At 45.9% G+C, this 18,853-nt stretch carries 20 protein-coding genes and 1 tRNA gene; 12 read left to right on the top strand and 9 right to left on the bottom strand.

The window, feature by feature from the left end; genetic code table 11:
• Positions 1-231: 231 nt before the first annotated feature.
• Positions 232-1,329: a Fic family protein gene (locus VK497_03355; protein ID HMI09406.1), complete on the bottom strand. Its 1,098-nt coding sequence runs from the start codon at positions 1,327-1,329 to the stop codon at positions 232-234.
• Between the two features lie 288 nt (positions 1,330-1,617).
• Between VK497_03355 and VK497_03350 the strand changes: the two genes are divergently transcribed.
• Positions 1,618-2,193, top strand: coding sequence for a YdeI/OmpD-associated family protein (locus VK497_03350; GenBank protein HMI09405.1), 576 nt, complete (start codon positions 1,618-1,620; stop codon positions 2,191-2,193).
• The gene (locus VK497_03345) at positions 2,186-2,665 is read left to right on the top strand and encodes a hypothetical protein (GenBank protein ID HMI09404.1); all 480 of its coding nucleotides are present in this window, start codon (positions 2,186-2,188) and stop codon (positions 2,663-2,665) included. Before VK497_03350 ends, VK497_03345 begins: the two co-directional genes overlap by 8 nt.
• A gap of 69 nt (positions 2,666-2,734) precedes the next feature.
• Here VK497_03345 and VK497_03340 read toward each other — a convergent pair whose 3' ends face one another.
• From VK497_03340 to VK497_03305, 8 genes are all read right to left on the bottom strand, one after another.
• On the bottom strand, positions 2,735-3,727 hold the full coding sequence (locus VK497_03340; GenBank protein ID HMI09403.1) for an endo alpha-1,4 polygalactosaminidase: 993 nt from the start codon (positions 3,725-3,727) through the stop codon (positions 2,735-2,737).
• Between the two features lie 4 nt (positions 3,728-3,731).
• A complete protein-coding gene (locus VK497_03335; protein HMI09402.1) occupies positions 3,732-4,241 on the bottom strand; it encodes a cupredoxin domain-containing protein in 510 nt (169 codons plus the stop codon).
• 9 nt (positions 4,242-4,250) lie between these two features.
• Positions 4,251-5,273, bottom strand: coding sequence for a carboxypeptidase regulatory-like domain-containing protein (locus VK497_03330; GenBank protein ID HMI09401.1), 1,023 nt, complete (start codon positions 5,271-5,273; stop codon positions 4,251-4,253).
• A 200-nt stretch (positions 5,274-5,473) separates the two neighbouring features.
• Complete coding sequence (locus VK497_03325; GenBank protein ID HMI09400.1) at positions 5,474-6,061, bottom strand: hypothetical protein; 588 nt, start codon at positions 6,059-6,061, stop codon at positions 5,474-5,476.
• Positions 6,062-6,336: 275 nt separating this feature from the next.
• Positions 6,337-6,759 carry a hypothetical protein gene (locus VK497_03320; protein ID HMI09399.1) on the bottom strand — a complete coding sequence of 141 codons (423 nt, stop codon included), beginning with the start codon at positions 6,757-6,759 and terminating at the stop codon, positions 6,337-6,339.
• A 161-nt stretch (positions 6,760-6,920) separates the two neighbouring features.
• Positions 6,921-7,652, bottom strand: coding sequence for an alpha/beta hydrolase (locus tag VK497_03315; protein HMI09398.1), 732 nt, complete (start codon positions 7,650-7,652; stop codon positions 6,921-6,923).
• Between the two features lie 81 nt (positions 7,653-7,733).
• Positions 7,734-8,189 (bottom strand): hypothetical protein, encoded by a 456-nt coding sequence (locus VK497_03310; protein ID HMI09397.1) that lies wholly within the window; start codon positions 8,187-8,189, stop codon positions 7,734-7,736.
• Positions 8,190-8,582: 393 nt separating this feature from the next.
• Positions 8,583-8,659 (bottom strand) — tRNA-Met (locus tag VK497_03305).
• Positions 8,660-8,726: 67 nt separating this feature from the next.
• Here VK497_03305 and VK497_03300 point away from each other — a divergent pair.
• From VK497_03300 to VK497_03255, 10 genes are all read left to right on the top strand, one after another.
• Positions 8,727-9,218, top strand: a complete 492-nt coding sequence (locus VK497_03300) for a YbaK/EbsC family protein (protein ID HMI09396.1) — start codon at positions 8,727-8,729, stop codon at positions 9,216-9,218.
• On the top strand, positions 9,215-9,853 hold the full coding sequence (locus tag VK497_03295; GenBank protein ID HMI09395.1) for a pentapeptide repeat-containing protein: 639 nt from the start codon (positions 9,215-9,217) through the stop codon (positions 9,851-9,853). The genes VK497_03300 and VK497_03295 overlap by 4 nt, the downstream gene beginning before the upstream one ends.
• Before the next feature lie 174 nt (positions 9,854-10,027).
• The gene (locus VK497_03290; GenBank protein HMI09394.1) at positions 10,028-10,303 is read left to right on the top strand and encodes a hypothetical protein; all 276 of its coding nucleotides are present in this window, start codon (positions 10,028-10,030) and stop codon (positions 10,301-10,303) included.
• Positions 10,287-11,519, top strand: coding sequence for a hypothetical protein (locus VK497_03285; GenBank protein HMI09393.1), 1,233 nt, complete (start codon positions 10,287-10,289; stop codon positions 11,517-11,519). The genes VK497_03290 and VK497_03285 overlap by 17 nt, the downstream gene beginning before the upstream one ends.
• A gap of 19 nt (positions 11,520-11,538) precedes the next feature.
• Complete coding sequence (locus VK497_03280; protein HMI09392.1) at positions 11,539-11,712, top strand: hypothetical protein; 174 nt, start codon at positions 11,539-11,541, stop codon at positions 11,710-11,712.
• Between the two features lie 13 nt (positions 11,713-11,725).
• On the top strand, positions 11,726-12,559 hold the full coding sequence (gene tilS, locus VK497_03275; GenBank protein ID HMI09391.1) for a tRNA lysidine(34) synthetase TilS: 834 nt from the start codon (positions 11,726-11,728) through the stop codon (positions 12,557-12,559).
• Between the two features lie 164 nt (positions 12,560-12,723).
• On the top strand, positions 12,724-14,583 hold the full coding sequence (gene ftsH / locus VK497_03270; GenBank protein HMI09390.1) for an ATP-dependent zinc metalloprotease FtsH: 1,860 nt from the start codon (positions 12,724-12,726) through the stop codon (positions 14,581-14,583).
• Positions 14,584-14,600: 17 nt separating this feature from the next.
• Entirely contained in the window at positions 14,601-16,226 is a 1,626-nt protein-coding gene (locus VK497_03265) for a lipid II flippase MurJ (GenBank protein HMI09389.1), read from the top strand.
• Between the two features lie 22 nt (positions 16,227-16,248).
• Positions 16,249-18,027 carry a translation elongation factor 4 gene (lepA, locus tag VK497_03260; protein HMI09388.1) on the top strand — a complete coding sequence of 593 codons (1,779 nt, stop codon included), beginning with the start codon at positions 16,249-16,251 and terminating at the stop codon, positions 18,025-18,027.
• Between the two features lie 36 nt (positions 18,028-18,063).
• Positions 18,064-18,651 carry a nucleoside monophosphate kinase gene (locus VK497_03255; GenBank protein HMI09387.1) on the top strand — a complete coding sequence of 196 codons (588 nt, stop codon included), beginning with the start codon at positions 18,064-18,066 and terminating at the stop codon, positions 18,649-18,651.
• Positions 18,652-18,853 lie beyond the last annotated feature (202 nt).

The following is an 18,853-nucleotide window of genomic DNA, read 5'->3' as shown; positions in this document are numbered from 1 at the left end:
AGGAACATGTAAAACAGGCGCAACCAAACTTCGTGTTTACCCGCCAAATGATACTGGCTACCTAAGCATCGCAAGTCCAATGATCACCGCATGGTGTCCAGGATTTGAAACGTCACCAGTACAATAATAATCACTAGTTTTTAAATACTAAGAGGCTTCTGCGAGAGGCCTTTTAGTATGTGTTAGATTAAAATACTTTATGATTGTCGATTTTCTATCATATAGAATGATCTATATTTGCCTCAGTAACTCAAGAAGTTTTGTATTTGAATATATCTTCTCACCTCGGTCGAGGACATGATCCAAGTCAAGAATTCCAGCCTCATCTAACTGTACTAGGTATCTACGAACGGTCTGAGGGTTCATAGAGAGTTTTTCGGAGACGTACTTCACGTTTACTATCGGCTGGACGAAGCAAAATTCCAATACTCTCAGCAGGCCAATATGGCTTGTGGCATTTTGTAGCTTTTCTCTATGGCTTTTGTAGAGTGCGTCAATGTCCCGGGCTACTTTCAACGATACTAGAGCCTGGGTTTCTATGCCTTTTAAGAAAAATAGTAACCAACCACTCCAATCCTGGCTTATATCTACAGAGTGAAGCGCATTCATATAATCTCGCTTGTTTTTCTCGAAAAATCCGCTAGGGTAAAGCATTGGCGCAGCGAGCATTCCCGTTTTCAATAGATAGAGTGTTATGAGAAGACGTCCCGTTCTTCCGTTACCATCCTCGAAAGGGTGTACGCCTTCAAACCTGTGATGAATAATTCCACAAGTTATCAATGGGTGGATGCCACTTGAGTTAATTAACTCTTCCAGAGAGTCCATTAATTGTGGAATATGAATTGCACTTGGTGGAACATACCGAGCATCACCAACTCCAGTGCCTGCAACGCCAATCCATACATCGCCTGTGCGATATTTACCAGGATGCTTTTTTTCTCCGCGCACTCCATTTAGGAGCGTTGCATGTATTTGCCTGACGGCAACTTGATTAAGGGGGCGTGTTTTTATGAGATGAACTCCCTGGGTAAGTGCTAGGCGATAATTCTTTGTTTCTCTTACGTCATCACTATCCTCTGCCTGGGCGCTCTTTAGCTCGGCTTTATAAACATCTTCAACAGAAGCAAGAGTGCCTTCAAGACGTGAACTAGATTCAGCCTCCTTGTCTAGCAAGGGCTGCATAAGGAGGTCGGGGTTATGTAAAAGAGGGACGGCTTGACTGAGACCACTAATAGCACCTTGCGCCGCAGCCAACTGCAAGGCAAATTCTTTCTCCCATATAGCATCTAGATTAGGAGGAAATTCGTGGTTTAGTATATCGTTTTGCATTGTTACAATTTTACCAAATTTTGTAAATCTGGTAAGCTCAGATTTACAAATCTGTAAACGATATCTTTTAAAATATCTCTTCTAACGGAGGCGAAACCGAATATACGTATCAATGTGATTTTCATAAAAAGCTGAAGATGTAAATTTGCTGCTGCCAGATTATCAAAGCTGTAACCATAGGGATAGGTGGTATTGAATGCACTGTCAAACTCTGTAACCAGACTGTTATTATGGAAATGATACTAAATCTAAGGAAATTTACTTAATTATCCAAAATACTGAGAAGACATGATTATCGAATCTCCAATCATATTATTTGAATCTCTCGCAGATTGGGAAGCTTGGCTTACTAAACATTATGCAGATGAGCAAGGCGTTGTCATGAAGATCGCCAAAAAAGGATCAGGTATAAAATCTATCACTCAGCCAGAGGCGCTTGATGGCGCACTTTGTTATGGGTGGATTGACGGGATTCGAAGGGGGCTAGACGATAAGCATTATTTGCAAAAATATACGCCTAGGCGACCGAAGAGTACGTGGTCAAAAGTGAATGTTGAAAAGATCGCGCAGCTAACTGCAACAGGCAGAATGCAGCCAAGCGGTATAGAGGCGGTTGAAGCGGCGAAAAAAGATGGGCGATGGGACGCAGCATATGATTCGCAAAAGAACATGATGATACCTGATGATTTTCAGGCGGCGTTAGATAAGAATCTAGCAGCCAAAAGCTTTTATGAGACGCTCAACAAAACAAATACCTACGCGATTTTATTTCGTCTACACATGGCAAAAAAGCCCGAAACACGGCAGGCAAGGATTGAGAAGTTTATTGGAATGCTAGAGAGGGGCGAGAAAATTCATGGCTAAACAGATCTTAGGTCAGGGTGTTTGGTATGATGGGGATGCAAAAGGGTACATCGCGTTAGACATAACGGAGAATATGACTCCCCTGCCCTTGCAGGTTTTTGAAGGTGTTGAGCTTTTGCCAAAAAATGAATATCACTGCTCGCTTGTGGCGACAAGAGATTACATAGCCGACGAAGCAAGGGAACAGGAAATTGCTGATGCTGTTCGGGATTTTTTGCAGACACATAAGTTACATTTCGTTAGCCTAGGTGAAGAGCGATATATTTGTCGCAAAGAAGGGCAGATGACGATGATTGGATCGGTGGAAATTGATGGTGTTGACGAACTACGTGAATTCGTTCAAGCACTAATTCCAGATTATAAACCCCCACTTTGCCACGTCACTCTTTTAAAAAGTGAAGCTACTGAATACGGAATTGGGATTAACTCGGCAGAAGACCTAGAGCGATACTGTGTGGCGTACAGTTCCTAAAAACATTAGCAACAATGTGGTCAGGGACTACCAGGTGGGAATCAATGCTGGATGCGAGGTTTATTTAGCTTATCGACAAGTGGTTCTAGGGGTTGCACCGAGGTTCAAACTCTTTTTGAGCCAGTCGTAGTTAGCGGTATTCGCTTTTGAGCAGAACTTGCTGATGTCCAAGCTGTATTCGACGCCAAAGACTGCTTTGCCTTGTTGAATGAACACTTTATAGCCGTCACATTCGTTGTATTGGTAGCATTGCTCGTTGAGTGCCCAGTCAAAGTCGTTTACGAGTGTCGCAATTTGGTCAACGTCGTTTTTTAGACCGACTGATAGGTTACGCTTGTGACCTTCCTGGGCAAGCATACGGTTGTATGCGGCCTGATGAGCGGCAGTAAGCGGGAATCCCGTGCTGTTAGTGTATGCATCCACGTTGTCAGGTTCTAGGCCGTCACAGCCCTTGTCCTTAGCCATGTCCATACGTGCACCCATGATTGGCCGTAGCACGTCAAGTTGGCGTACATCAAGCCATTTTTCGCCAGCCCAGCCATCAAGACCCTTACCCATGACGGATGCAGGGAATTTGCTGTAGTCTGGTCGCCAGTTTTCTGCCGAACCAGCACTAAAATAACAAATGACCGTTATGCCTTTAGCTTTTAATCGGGTGATTGTTGGTGCGGGAGTATCGTAAACATCAATGTCGTACATTTTTTTGCTATTGTTCACCCCGTCCAAGATAGTTTCATTAATCGTACCAGTTAACTGCCATTGCCAAGCAGTGCCAGGGGTAAGTTTTTTGTAAGAACCCGTACTAGGTGGTGTTGATGGCGGAGGTGTTGGAGGGGTAGTCGGTGGAGGTGTGGTCGTTGTTGCGACGCCAAACTGGACTGCTTTTCCGCCTGATGCCGTCGTGTCGGTAATTACTTTTGCAGGGTTTTGCAGGGTGCCATTTTCAGGTTCGATACTTGCCAGTAGGTCGACTGCATGAGCGACGCTGCCTATGCTTGCTACACCGACAAGAAGTCCGATAGCAGAAAGTACGATTTTTTTTGAAGATATAAATTTATTCATGATTTTATTCAACGATCACCGTTCCCTTGAACTTGTCAGGGTTTACATCGTCATGATAGGTATATGTTCCGGTGGTTTCAAAGGTGAATAGGTAAGATTCACCAGTGTTAAGAGGGTCAATGCTATCAAGGCCTGGAAGCTGGTCGTGTGAAGGATGAGGATCGGATGCGATGCTATGAGGTGTTCCGTCATCGTTTATCCATTCGACAGCTTGGTCTTTTTTCACTTTGATAGATGCGGGAGTAAAGCCGTCTTTTGTGATGGTTACTTTCGCCGGTGCTGTTGCCTGCTGTGTTGTTTCAGACGTGGATACTTTGCTCATCACGAACCAGGTGATGCCACTGCCTATTGCAAGGACGACGATAACCGCAAGAAGTATAACAAGTATCTTTGTTTTGGGTGATTTCTGAGGTGGCGTCGGTGTTTCTGGTGTCTGAAACGGGGTGTTATCTGGCTGTGGTTGAGGCTGAGATTGTGGTTGAGGTTCAGGTTGAGGGTTAAATTCAGGTTGCATAGGTTCTCCTTAACGCATTCTTAAGACGACATTTTTAGTAATTGTTTGTCCGGCGGATACTCGTAGTGTGATTGTTTTTGGATTGTAGCCGCGAGCTTTATATTTGAAGGTATACGTCCCTGGTTTGAGGTCTTGGACAGTATAACTTCCATCGGCAGTTGTTGCGTAGATATGCCGTTCACCGTGACCGCTACGAACGATAATTTGGGCATTGCCAAGCTGTTCGTCGTCTCTGGCGGTAAGTTTACCTGTGACTTTTTGGACATTTGAAGGAATGCTTGGGGTTGTTGCTTCGCTAGTGGCGGACGATGCACTTGAGTTATTGGCCATATCCCGGGCAGTAACGTAGTAGGTATATTTGGTGGCAGGTTTTAATTGTGCGTCGCCAAAGCTAACTGTCGTTACTGTCGCGATCTTTTGAGCACTTCCACCATCGCCAGACCTAAATACATCGTAGCCAGCGATACCCGACGGATCGGTGCTTGGAGTCCATGATAGGTTAATCTGTGTTGGGCTTGCCGCAGCTGCCTTTAGTTGCTGAGGGACGCTTGGAGGCGTTGTATCTGTTGAGGCAGCAGTACAGTTATCACCCATACCAGTAGGCACACAGGCCTTGTCTAGTAGGGCCATGATTCGGTCAACTTTTACCGATGATTCCCGGCCTATGGCTTTGATTGTGTGTTTGCCAGTTTTGAGAGTCACATCAATTTTAGTAGTCGCTATACCCTGTTGATTATCAACCCAGGCCCATTTGTTTGCTGCAAGCGGTGTGTCGCCGACTAAGATACAAGTGGTGCCGTCGATTTCTAGCCAGAATGAGTTATTCGTTGCATCGGTTGGCATAACGCGACTCCAAATGCGATATATACCATCGCTTGGCACGCTTACTTCATTTGTCGATACCCCAATTGCCGATACTGGCGCACACGAGGCTGCACTGGCTGTGTGCTGGAAGGGAATTAGTACAAATGCAAGCGCTAAAGTTATAGAGCTGAAAATACTGAGAGTCGTTTTATGTATATTTTTTTTCATTTTCATTCTTAGATTACGCTTATGTATAACCGTATAGTAGGCTAGTAGTTTTATTTATGCAAGTAAACTTACATAAATTTAAAAAAAGTTCCCAAAAGCACTATGAGTCTAATGCGTTTAGGAACTACCAGGTGGGAGCTGGCATTGTAGCGCCAACTCCCACCTGAATGGCAGCTCTCCGTTATGAGGTTTAGGACGGGTCAACTTGCCTTGGGTTGTTGGACGCTGGAGTGGCGCGGATCCTTGTTGCAGCTGACCCATGCGCCAAACACAGCGTCTTCACGAGCTTCGCATCCGTCGGCAATGTACACCTCGAAGGTGGTCCGTACTCCGGCTCCGTTGTAATCAGGATGGGTGAGAGGGTCGATTGTTCTTCCATCCACACTCTTGAGCGTGAAAAAATCTGGGAGTCCGACTAGTCCGTAGCCGGACCAGCGAACTTTGTCTTGGTGTCCACCGGAGCGCCGAGTGATTAGCCGGTAAAACGGTAAAGTTGCCCGGTTTTTGCACGAGTCGTAAAACTCGGCGTCGGTCCAGATGGTGATCTTGCCGTTCGAACGCTTGAAGATGAGCTCATCTCCGGCGGCGGGAAAGGTCATGATCCGTATGAATGACGTCGGTCCGCTGAATGTCACCTCGCCCTTATCGAATTCGACGAATTGTCCTGCTCGGTAGCGGAAGTCAAGCACGATACCCGTCTTTTGGCCCTTCTTGTTCAGAATGACCAGTTTGCCGATTTTTTCGTCCTCGTCAAAGGACAGTACGACACCTCGCTCCAACTTGTCCATCCCTTTACCCCGTTCGAATTGTGATTGATGATCGGTTGAGGGCTCGGGTACGTGAAATTCGCGTAGGCGAGTCCTCAACAGAAGAATCAATATCATAACAGAAAGCTTTTAAGGTACCTTGGAGTTGTATCTCAACAAAGTTAAATAAATTATACAATAAGTTTGCTATTTAATCAATAGCGTAGTTTCTAAAAGCACTAAAACTAATGCACTTAGGAGCTACCAGGTAGAGGACAGGCGCGTCTGCATCAGTCCTCTACCCGATCAGTTCACTGCTATGCCGTGAGGGATGTCCTGTTCCAGCCTGCCTTCAGGAAAGCGACGACCGGCATCACAAGCGCCATGCGCTCGTCATCGGAATCGCCGATCTCATGCAGGTTGACGACCAAATCTTCAGGCTCAGGCTCGGGCCTGTTGTTGGCTGCGACGATCTGGTGGTTCGAAAGCTTGATCGAGCGCTTGGCGCTCCCAGTCTTCCATCCGGCGCCGTAGACGATCACCCTGGTTGGTTTTTTGAGCGGGAAGAGTGACGGAATGCCACACTCGGCGCGAGGACGCCACTTGGGATTGTCGAGTGCTGCTTCGCCCTCGGTGGGACGAACGTAGTAGTTGGCAGGTTCGGACATCCTGATGAGGATCTCGTCGAGCAGGGCGAAGAGCAAGTCCATCGGCTTTTCCGCCTGGGCTTTGGTGGGCATGAGTTCCTTTCGGTCGGTGTGATTATAAGTAGAACTTATCAGATGATACTGGCTGTGTCATCGTAGTAAGTTCTACCTATAAAATAGCAGTGAACTGTTAATGTACCCCGGAGTCGAGACTCGACAAGGTGAAATTACTACATCATTTATTTTGTATAAAGTCAATCAATAGTAGTCCGAACTATATCATGGACGAGATTGGGCTTATAGAAAGGCGAGTGATGGTTAACGTTGTGGCGTGATATAGTAACCGATCTGCTGAGAGGAAAAAGAGTAATATTCGTGAGGTACTGATGTCGGTCTTTTGATCCAATAACAAGCAAAGTTTTTGTTGTCATTTGTTCCAGGTCGTCAAAAATTTGCGCTGACTCTATAACGTTTCGCAGAGATCCTTCACGTGCAGCGCGGCCGTGTGGACTAATGCGCGTAAAGGGAAGTACGCGCATGGCAATCCAGCCCAGCTCTCGAAACCGCGAGTCTAAAAAGAAACGGTAATGCTTGCCCGTAGACCTCAAAGTGTTTTGTGCCTCTTGGGTATTTTTGTAAAGAGGTGGATGAAGAAGTATTAGCGCGTTCAGATCAGGGTGTAACAATGCATAACGGCTAGCAATGAGCGCGCCCATGGAATGGCCAATAAGGGTAAATTTAGATAGGTTCAAATCGCCAAAAATTTTATGCAAATAGGTCACATGATCGTCATAGGTATATTGTAGATTTTTGGGTTTTGGTGCATGGCCAAATCCGAGCAAATCAATCGTAACGACCCGATAGCCTGAATTCGTTAAAAGCGGCTGTAATTTAGACCAGTATGATGACGACGCAAGAAAACCGTGAAGTAGGACAATTACTTCGCCATCTCCTTTAAAATCGTGGACGTATTTTTTATGAATCATCTTTATAAGTATAACAAGGTGTCATCGCTACCTATCCTCCTTGCCAGTGGAGGATAGGTAGCTTTTGGTGATGACGATCAATTAGCTGTTCTTGCATGGTATGTCGGACGTACCGTCGAGGTGCGTGACCCACTGAGCGCTTACGAATGCGGCGACACCGCCGTAGACGGGAACCTGCTCGACACGGTTCCGCATGCTCTCGTCGACCCACTGTAGCGGCACGACGATTTTGTACCACAGATCGGACTTGCAGACACCTGTTTTGTCCGAGATCATCTGGCCGCCCTTGATCAGGCGGAGAACATGTACTTGGTCTCCTTCGTTCGGCCAGCTCTTGCGTGAACCGACTTCGGGGATGGTGACCGACTGGCCATTGACCACTTGAGTACTTAGTTGCGTGGGCAGCCAGCACTTTTCTGTTTCGCACACGCCCCCGAAGCTTTTAAGGCTGACGATGCCGGTGAAGACGGCCTTCTTTTCGGGTGCAACAGAAGGCGCTGCACTGGGTTGAGACGCCGACGTTGTTGCTGTCGGCACAGTGTCCTGGGTAGACGAGGGCGAAGTGTTCACCTCGTCATCTCCTTTACCGCAAGCCGTAAGTATCAGCATCAACACTGCGCTGATAACAGCTACTACTCGCAATCTCATGTTCCAACTCCCTTTTCGGGTGCGACTCGGGCTATTGATATCGTCCTTGACCAATCGGATGTTGTTGAGGTGCGTCGTCGAGAACATTCAATAGGAATGTTCTATTTACTATGCGAGTGCAATAGGGTTTAAACTTTCTCTAACAGTCGACCTCTTCCTCGGCAAGAGCCTTTTATAATATAGGTATTTATCCGTGACCCCTAGCTCTATTAATGGAGTCTCAACTTTCTGCATATAAAAAGAACACCTCCTTTGAAAGGGGTGTTCTAAATATATCTATCCTGGTAGCAGCGACAGGTTTCGAACCTGTGACCTTAGGCTTATGAGTCCTACGCTCTAACCAACTGAGCTACGCTGCCATGTACTTGCCGATTATACCAAAAAGACGAGATGGTTTCCAGAGGTGATTTTCTATATACTAGATATATGACAGAACGGCTTTTACCTATTGTTCAAAAAACACTCGAAGAAAACAGTATATCTTATGAAGTATTTCCTTGTGATCCGGATTTTGCCGACACAGCTGCGTTTTGTGAAAAGTACGGATTTTCCCCGGATCAATCGGCCAATACAATCATTTTGGCGTCACGAAAAATAGAACCAACGAAATATGCCGTTTGCGTGGTGCTGGCGACGACTAAACTGGACGTTAATAAAAAAGCACGCCAGCTAATGGATGTACGAAAAGTATCGTTTGCGGATAGTGAAACGACAGTTAAACTGACTGACATGATGGTTGGTGGCGTAACGGCGATCGGCATTAATGACCTGCCAATTTATGTAGATAGCGCCGTGATGGAGCAGGAAAAAGTGATTATGGGCGGTGGAAACCGGTCAACAAAAGTATTACTTGATCCAAAAGAACTATTGAAACTCAAAAACGCTGAAGTAATTGAAGGACTAGCGCTGTCTAAATGAAAATAAGCCCGCCACAGATGCCAGCACAGCTAGAGGATGCAACACTTGATGAACTGTTGGACGGCGACTTAGAGGACGTGATTTTAGCAGATATTGATGCAACGAATTGCCTTGTTTCGGGTTTGAACATATCTGGTGTAAAGTTTGAAAAAATACTACTGACCGCCGCACAATTAGAACGGGTAAGCGCGAAAGATCTTGTGGCGCAGCAGACCGATTTTTCGGCGACACATCTTGCAAACGGCGCGATTAACAGGGCTTCGTTTAGCAATTGCCGCATGACAGGAGTGGATTTTAGTAAGACTAATCTTCATGACGTCATATTTAGCGGTTGTAAATTAGATATGGCGAATTTACGATTTGCAGACCTGCGACGGGTGAAATTTGTCGATTGCACGTTTGCTGAAACGGATTTTCTGGGTGCGATACTATATGACGTTACGTTCGAATCATGCACGCTCGAAAAAACCGTGTTTGACCAGGCGAAATGTAAACAAGTTGACCTGCGAAGCTCTGAACTTATTGAAATATCTGGCTGGACGTCATTAAAAGGCGCGACGATTGATAGCGTGCAGCTGACAATCGCTGCACCGTACCTGGCAAACGAACTTGGCTTGACTGTACGGAACACCTAGCCGGGAGTATAATAAAAGTACATCCCCGCGACACACACTAGCTGCTAGCAGCAAAGCGTCCCTCCGGTGGAATATCATTCATTGTCTTCGGATACTTCGCTAGAAACGGGCAAAGCAGACGGGCAATACAATCATTGAATCGTTTCTCAAACTATAATTTTGGGATTTTTGACAATGGATGATGAACTTTTTTTGAACGAACGGGTAGAAGTAATTGCAAGCTTTGGCGAAGGATTAAATCCTTGCAGGCCATCGCGGTTTCGCAGGCCAAACGGACGGGTGATTGAAATAACAGAGATCGGCCTGCGCCACCCTGACAACAAGGGTCTTCGTACGATGCATATATTTGATGTGACAGACGGAGGTACTGATTACCGGTTGGAATTTGATAGCGAACGGCTAACGTGGCACTTAACCAGGGAAATGGATCATTATGAATCAGTCATATAATGATGAGCGTCCTTTGATCATGCATATTGACCTTAATTCATGTTTTGCGACGGTCGAACAGCAGGCAAGGCCAATGCTTCGTGGCCGGCCGGTCGTTATTGTGAATCGTCGCACCGAGCACACAATGATTGTGACTGCTAGTTACGAAGCGAAAAAACTTGGGGTGACGATGGGAATGAGTGTCAAAGAAGCGCGACTGCTCGCCCCGGGTCTGGTGGCGCTAGAAAGTGATCCGCCTAAATATCGCTATGTGTATCACAAAATGATGGATATCATGAAACGCTACTCGGCACACATCACAATGAAAAGTATTGATGAAGGCGTGATTGATTTTAATCAAACAACTGATGCTATAAAAGCACGCAGCCTCGTCGATATTGGCCATGAAATAAAACAAAGTTTGCGGGATGAGGTGGGGATTGCGATGCGCTGTAACGTGGGAATTGCGACCAATCGTTTCCTTGCAAAAACAGCCGCTGGTTTGCATAAACCAGATGGCCTAGACGTGATTACGCACGAAAATTTGCGGGATACGCTAGAGACACTAAAGCTTACCGATCTAACTGGGATCGCTGGTCGTAACGAAGCACGATTAAATAAGGTCGGCATTTATAAACCGCTTGAATTTTTGGATGCTGACCCGACGACGCTTCATAGGATCGTTTTTAAAAGCGTGATCGGTGAACATTGGCATCAGCGTCTGCGAGGCTGGGAAGTGGACGATGTTTCGACAGACGTGAAAACAGTGGGCAGGCAGTATGTGCTAGAGGCGTTTGATCTTTCGCGGACGCAAATCATGCAAAGACTCCATCATTTATGTGAATCGGTAGGACATAGGATGCGGCTTCAAAACAAGGCTGCACGTGGAGTATTGGTCACCGCAAAATCACGCACCGAAGGATATTGGCATTCTCGTCATATGTCTGCTCTCCCCTTTTTTAGCAACGAGGCTATTTATGCTCAGGCCGCTATGCTTTTTTCGCGGGCACCAGACAATATTATAAGAATTAGCATTACCTGTTATGAGCTAGAAGACAATGCGGGCGACCAGCTGAGTTTATTCGGTGATCAAATGGCGCGCGAACAATATGTGACCGAAGCGATAGATACAATCAATCGTCGCTTTGGCGATCGTATGATCCACGCTGCCGATACGTTAGGGACGGGAATTTACGTTAAACAAAAAGTTCCGTTTGGTAGTACTAGGTATCTATAAGTATGCGTATAATAAGACTATGAATAAGCGTGTCATTTTGATATTTGCAACTGTCTTTAGTATTTTGGGTGGTTATATACCCGTATTGTTCGGAGATAATGATTTGCTCAGCGGCTGGAGCATCTTAATGGGTATCGTTGGCGGAATATTTGGCATCTGGCTTGGGGTAGTCGTTTCGAAAAGGCTAGGGTAGTATGCGTTATTTGGTGGCAGTAAGCGGAGGTATTGATTCGGTCGTACTGCTAAACATGTTAGTAACCGATGCGAAACATGACCTTATCGTTGCTCACTTTGACCATGGTATTCGGCCAGATTCGGCAGCCGACGCTCGGTTTGTCGGTGCGTTGGCTAGAAGTTATGGCCTTGAATTTGTGACAAAACGTGAAGAGCTAGGACCAGGTACAAGTGAAGATTTGGCACGGTCTAGGCGGTATACATTTTTACGCGAACAGGCAGCGAGACAGGGCGCGGTTATCGTGACGGCACATCATAGCGACGACGTTATTGAAACGATTGCGATTAACCTGACTCGCGGTACGGGTTGGAAGGGTATTGCGGCGCTGGGAAACCAAGATATCGCCCGTCCGCTACTCCGCCTATCTAAAAATGATATACGCATGTATGCAACGGCAAAACATCTAGAGTGGACAGAGGACAGTACGAATAGTAGCGACGTATATTTACGGAACCGGCTGCGTCAAAAAATCGGTACTTCCCTTTCGGGCGGAACAAAAAAGGAACTACTGGAAATTTGGAAACGCCAGCTCGAATTAAAATCGGTGATTTATAAAGAGGAAGACAACTTCATTCAAGCTGGCGAGGAACAAAGCCGGTATCTTCTGATCACTATTGACGCAACGACCGCCGAAGAATTGCTGCGGCGCATGATTGCAAAAAAAGCAGGTGTGGCCTGTACGAGGCCGCAGGCGAAGCGCGCGTTACTAGCGGTCAAGACGGCAAAACCGGGTTCTATTTTTGAAATTGGATCTGGGTGTAGCTTGCATTTTGCTATTCAGACTTTTGCTATTCAGACTTCTTAAGCTATCTCTAATTATGTCTTGTCATAATAAAGTAAATATCCTGCTCTTGAATCATATTTCTGAAACTAAAGAAATACTATCAATAGAGCCTCGTGAGATGCTATTATTATGAGAGTGGGAATTTTCTGATATAACCTTGAAAACAAAGGACGACTAAATTTTATATGGCAACAAAGCAACAACCTCCTAAAAAGAAAATGGGAAATATTATTCGGCTAAGCGTCTTTTGGGCGGTTATGGTCTTCGTGGCGCTTATTGTCGTCGCGCTTGTTTCACAGCCAAGCACCCTAAAGGATGTTTCGATATCTGATGTTATTTCACGGGCTAACGCTGGCGAGATCACTCAGATTGAAATTCAGGGTAATGATGTCAAAGTCACCCCTAAGGGCCAATCTAAACCGACCGAAAAATCGGTTAAAGAAGGCAGCAGCAGTATTTACGAACAAGGGCTGAAGCAAGATAAAACACAGGTAAAGGTAGTTCCTCAGTCGGAAACAGGCAATACGTTATGGAATCTTGCCATCATCGTCATTCCAGTTCTGCTGATTGCCGGATTCTTTATGTTCATGATGCGCCAGGCACAAGGGCAGAATAACCAAGCGATGGGCTTTGGTAAGTCAAAGGCCAAGCTATATGGTATCGACAAAGAAAAAGTTGTCTTTGGCGATATTGCCGGTAACGACAGCGCAAAACAAGACCTTGAAGAAGTCGTTGACTTCCTGAAAAGTCCTAAAAAATACGAGAGCCTCGGGGCTAAGATTCCAAAGGGTGTGCTACTAGTAGGTAACCCAGGTACGGGTAAGACAATGCTCGCAAGGGCTGTCGCAGGCGAGGCAAACGTACCATTCTTTAGTATCTCCGGTTCTGAATTCGTTGAAATGTTCGTAGGTGTTGGTGCAAGCCGTGTACGCGACCTATTCGCCAAAGCCAAAAAGAACGCTCCAGCGATCATCTTTATCGATGAAATTGACGCCGTTGGCCGCAAACGTGGTAGCGGTATGGGTGGTGGACACGACGAACGTGAACAAACGCTTAACCAGATCTTGGTCGAGATGGACGGTTTCGAAACAGGAACAAACGTAATTGTCCTTGCTGCGACTAACCGTGCGGATGTGCTTGACCCTGCCCTCTTGCGTCCTGGTCGTTTCGACCGTCGTACGAACATTATGCTGCCAGAGCGTAAAGACCGTGAAGCGATTTTGAAGGTTCACTTTAAAAAGAAACCCGCTGATGAAACAGTCAACCTTGATGCTTTGGCCGCAAAAACAGCCGGATCATCTGGTGCTGACCTAGCTAACATTGCAAACGAAGCGGCGATTATCGCTGCACGCCGCAATGCAAAAAAGATCAGTAATAAAGATTTAACTGAAGCATTTGAAAAAGTAGCCATTGGTCCAGAACGCAAAACCAAGATTATGAACGAAAAGGAAAAGCAGCTAACTGCCTACCACGAAGCCGGCCACGCGCTTGTTGGACATGTCTTGCCTGACAGCGATCCTGTTCACAAGGTCACGATCATCCCTCGTGGCGGTACTGGTGGTGTGACATGGTTTTTGCCCCCTGAAGACAAAAGCTACACCAATGTGTACGAGTTCAAAGATATTCTTGCCCGTGCATTAGGTGGTCGTATTGCCGAAAAGATCATTTATGGCGCTGATGGAATCACCACCGGTGCTGGATCTGACCTGCGTAAAGCAACTGAAATTGCCCGTGACATGGTCATCGAGCAAGGAATGGGAACGAAGCTTCGCGATCAAGTATTCCACGATGATAGCGGCGGCATGGTATTCGATAAGATTACTCATGAACGACCGTATAGCGATGATACGGCAAAAGAAATCGATGGTGAAGTTGAAGCTTTGATTAAAGAAGCGGCAACGCGTGCTCAACTTGTCATCGAAGCAAACCGACAAAGCCTTGACGAAATGGCGGCATCACTTATTAAAGAAGAAACGATTGAGGATAAAGCTGTTGAAAAGATCTTTGCAAAGACTAAGCTTCCAACAGCAGCGAAGCTTCATTAGGCAGTAGGCATCCTGATATGAGTCGAGTCCGAACTGTCGTTGCCAAAGCCAACCTAAGACTAACAGTCCAGCTAGCAGCTATTCTGCTAGCTGGATCGACTCTTTTATCAAGTGCACTCGGTCTTTACCGGGAACGTTTCCTCAACGGACTCTACTACGATACCTATAAGGTTGGGTTAGACGCGTATACTGTTGCGTTTACGATTCCTGATTTCATGTTCTTTATCCTCGTATCGGGCGCACTGAGCGTGACGTTTATCCCAGTTTTTAATCAACGACTTGCAAGCGGTAATAAAAAATCAGCGTGGGAATTATCGACAAGTATGGTGAACTTTATGTCACTCGTCACCTTGCTGGCGAGTGTTTTGATTATCATTTTTGCAGAACCACTTGTCCGCTACGTTGTCGGGCCAGGGCTCGATGAGTCTGGACGCAACCTCGCGATTAGCATGATGCGCGTTATTGCGGTAAACCCATTCTTGTTTGCGGTGGCGACAGTGATTGCAAGTATGCAACAGGCAGTAGGGCGATTTACGTTTTATGCTTTGGCGCCTACCATCTACAACGTAGGTATTATTATTGGCGCAACATTCTTTACGAACGGTATTAATATATTTGGCTGGCAGGTTTTTGAAGGCGGAATTATGGGGGTAGCGCTAGGCGTGGTTCTAGGGTCAATCCTGCAATTAGTGGTAAGTTCGATCGGGCTAATCGGACTAGGGTTCGATTACAGGTTTAAGATTTACTGGAAGAACAAGGGGTTTCGAAAAGTGCTTACCCTACTTCCCGCCCGTTCACTTGACCAAGGAGCTGACTATTTAAACAGTATCGTGGAAACAAATATCGCGTCGCGTATGGCAGCCGGAACAGTTCGTGCGTACCAACAGGCAACGACGCTTCATATGGTGCCGATTAACCTCATTGGCGTGGCAATCAGCACGGCAGCATTTCCAAAAATGACCGAACACCTTAGCCAAGGCAGGCCGGATTTGTTCAAGCAGGATCTGCAAACGATCCTTCGCGTGATTGTGTGGCTGGCACTCCCAGTGGCAACGGTAGCGTACTTTACCCGTGGATACCTCGTGAACTTTATCAAGAATGGTGGTGACCCACTCATCGCCGGACTACTCGGGGCGCTTGTTGTGGCAATCTTGTTCCGCTCGATTTATCACATTGCAGCCCGGAGTTTTTATGCACAGCAAGACACAAAAACGCCGCTCTATATTTCAATTTTTGCCATTGGACTTAATATTGCGCTCGCGATTTGGTTTACGACGACACTCAAAATGGGACCGTATGGTCTAGCTTGGGCGCAGTCGATCGTTGCTGCAATCGAAGTGGCGATTCTATTTGTTATTATGGCTGGGCGTATTCCAGGCTTATTTGATATGGTATTCGTTCATGCCTTGGGACGCATGGTGAGCGCCACGGGATTCATGGCACTTATCTGTTATATTACCGTTCAGCTTTTCCAATTGCAGAGTGCCGACCAAAGCTTCCTTGCGACGTTCCCTAAGTTTGGGGTTATTGTAGCGGTGAGCGGGCTAGCCTATCTATGGTTTAGTAAGTTGTTGAAGTTAAGCGAAGCGGACCCTGTTCTCTCGAAGATCAAGACACTCTTCTTTGGCAAAGCACGCTCGTGATGGTATAATTTACCTTTGAACTATGAATCAAGAACAGATTAGAAACTTTTGTATCATTGCTCACATCGATCACGGCAAATCAACGCTTGCTGATCGCATGATGGAGTTAACGAGTACGGTTGAAAAGCGCGATATGAAATCGCAGCTATTAGATACCATGGACCTAGAACGCGAGAAGGGAATCACGATTAAACTTGCCCCTGTCCGTATGAGCTACAAAGGGCATGATCTTAACTTGATTGACACCCCTGGTCACGTCGACTTTAGCTATGAAGTATCACGAAGCCTTGAAGCGTGCGAGGGTGCGATTTTGGTGGTAGACGCAAGTCAGGGAATTCAGGCGCAAACGCTTGCTAACGTGTACCTTGCACTTGCCGCAGAACTCACTATTATTCCTGTTCTTAATAAAATCGACCTGCCTGCGGCTGATGTGCCACGTGTTTCGGCTGAAATTATTAATCTTTTAGGCTGTAAAGATGATGATATTTTAAAGATTAGCGCCAAAACAGGTCAGGGTGTTATTGAAGTACTTGATGCTGTTGTTGAAAAGATCGTTCCTCCGCAAGGTGAAGTAGAGAAGCCCACCCGGTCGCTTATTTTCGATAGCTATTACGATGATTACCGAGGAGTTATCTTGTATGTTCGGGTCGTGGACGGTTCTATAAAGAAGGGTGACACGATTGAAATGCTAGCTACCAGTGCTAGTGGCATAGCTCTAGAGGTAGGGATGCTTTCTCCAATGATGAAATCAAGAGCGGACATTTCTACGGGTGAAATCGGCTACATTGTCACCAACCTGAAGACGACTCGTGATGCGCGTGTCGGCGACACGGTGACGGTAAAACGAGCGCACGCAAGCGAACAACTACCCGGTTACCAAGACGTAAAACCATTTGTCTACGCTGGCTTTTTTCCGGTCAGTAATGAAGATTACCAGGAGCTAAAAGATGCGGTAGAAAAGCTATCTTTAAGCGACTCGGCTCTTCAGTTTGAACCTGAAAACTCACCAGTACTTGGATTTGGCGTTCGTATCGGGTTTCTCGGCCTTCTTCATATGGATATCATTCGCGAACGTTTAGAGCGTGAATATAATTTAGATCTTGTCGTTACCAACCCATCGACAGATTACCAGATAAGCCTTAAAAGTGGCGAAGAGCTTGATATTAAATCGGCGAGTGACCTTCCTGACCCGACAAAAATCACTGAGATTCGTGAGCCGTGGATCAAGGGTGAAATCGTTGTTCCCCAAGAATATATTGGTAGCGTTATCCAACTTGTCGTAGGCAAACGCGGCATTCAGAAAAACCTTAGCTACATTGATGAGCGCGCGCTCATCAGTTTCGAGGCTCCGCTCGCTAACCTTTTAACGGATTTTTATGATCAGCTAAAGTCAGTCACGAGTGGATATGGCAGCTTTAATTACGAACTTGACCTCTATAAACCCGAAGACCTCGTAAAAGTTGATTTTTATGTGGCTGGTCAAATCGTCGATGCGTTATCTGTTATGGCTCACCGTAGTGAATCCCAAAGTTTAGGCAGGGTTGTCGTCGACAAGCTAAAAGAAGTTATTCCACGCCAGAATTTCCAGGTTGCACTACAAGCGGCAATTGGCGGAAAATTTATAGCACGCGCTGATCTTAGTGCATATCGAAAAGACGTTACGACCGGCCTGTACGGCGGTGACGTCTCGCGTAAAAAGAAAGTGCTGGCAAAGCAAGCAAAAGGCAAGAAGCGTATGAAGCGTTTTGGTAAAGTAGACATTCCATCAGAAGCTTTTACGGTAATGTTGAAACGTGACTAGTGTTGGACCATGGTTTAACTCTGGTATACTTTGTATATGGAAATAAGTGAACAAATGCAGAAGAAACATATTATAACGATTGCAGGCAAACCAGGCAGTGGAAAATCGACAACTTCAAAGGCAGTAGCGGCAGAACTTGGCTTTCAACATTTTTCGTCCGGTGATCTTTTTCGTGCTATCGGTAAGGAGCGAGGGATTGATGTTTTACAAGCAAACCTATCTGGCGAAAAGGGAACCGACATCGATTATTTAGTTGACCAAAGGCTTCGTGATATTGGCTCTGCAGAGGATGAGATTGTCATTGATTCACGAATGGCATGGCACTGGATGCCCTATTCGTTTAAGGTATATTTGGATTTAGATTTAGAGACGGCTGCACAGCGTGTCTTATCTAGTATGGATCCAACCCGACTAAAGTTCGAACATATCCCCAACGATGTTAAAGAGTATGCTGATATTTTACAGCAGCGTCTCGATAGTGAAACGCGTCGTTACGAGAAGTTTTACAGTGTAGATCCTTATAATACGACGAACTATGATCTTGTTGTTGATACAAAAGCGAATAATCCTAATCAGGTATTCGGAATAGTCCTAAATGCGTACCGCGACTGGCTAAAAAAGTAGATTATTCACTTAGCACTCATTGACGCCAAGTGCCAATTTACGGTATAGTGTAAGCATGACCGATCGTCAAATTGCCATTCTAGCGACTATTATTGAACAATATGCCGAGATTGCTGCCCCTGTCGGTAGCGTAACGCTGGCGAAGTTATTCGGTGTTTCAAGTGCGACAATTCGAAGCGAGATGGTTCGATTAGAGGAAATG

The sequence above is a fragment of the Candidatus Saccharimonadales bacterium genome (genome assembly GCA_035317825.1).
Lineage (GTDB): Bacteria > Patescibacteriota > Saccharimonadia > Saccharimonadales > Saccharimonadaceae > DATHGB01.
Note: the sequence above shows the minus strand (reverse complement) of the source record. Positions and strands in the feature narration are given on the sequence as shown.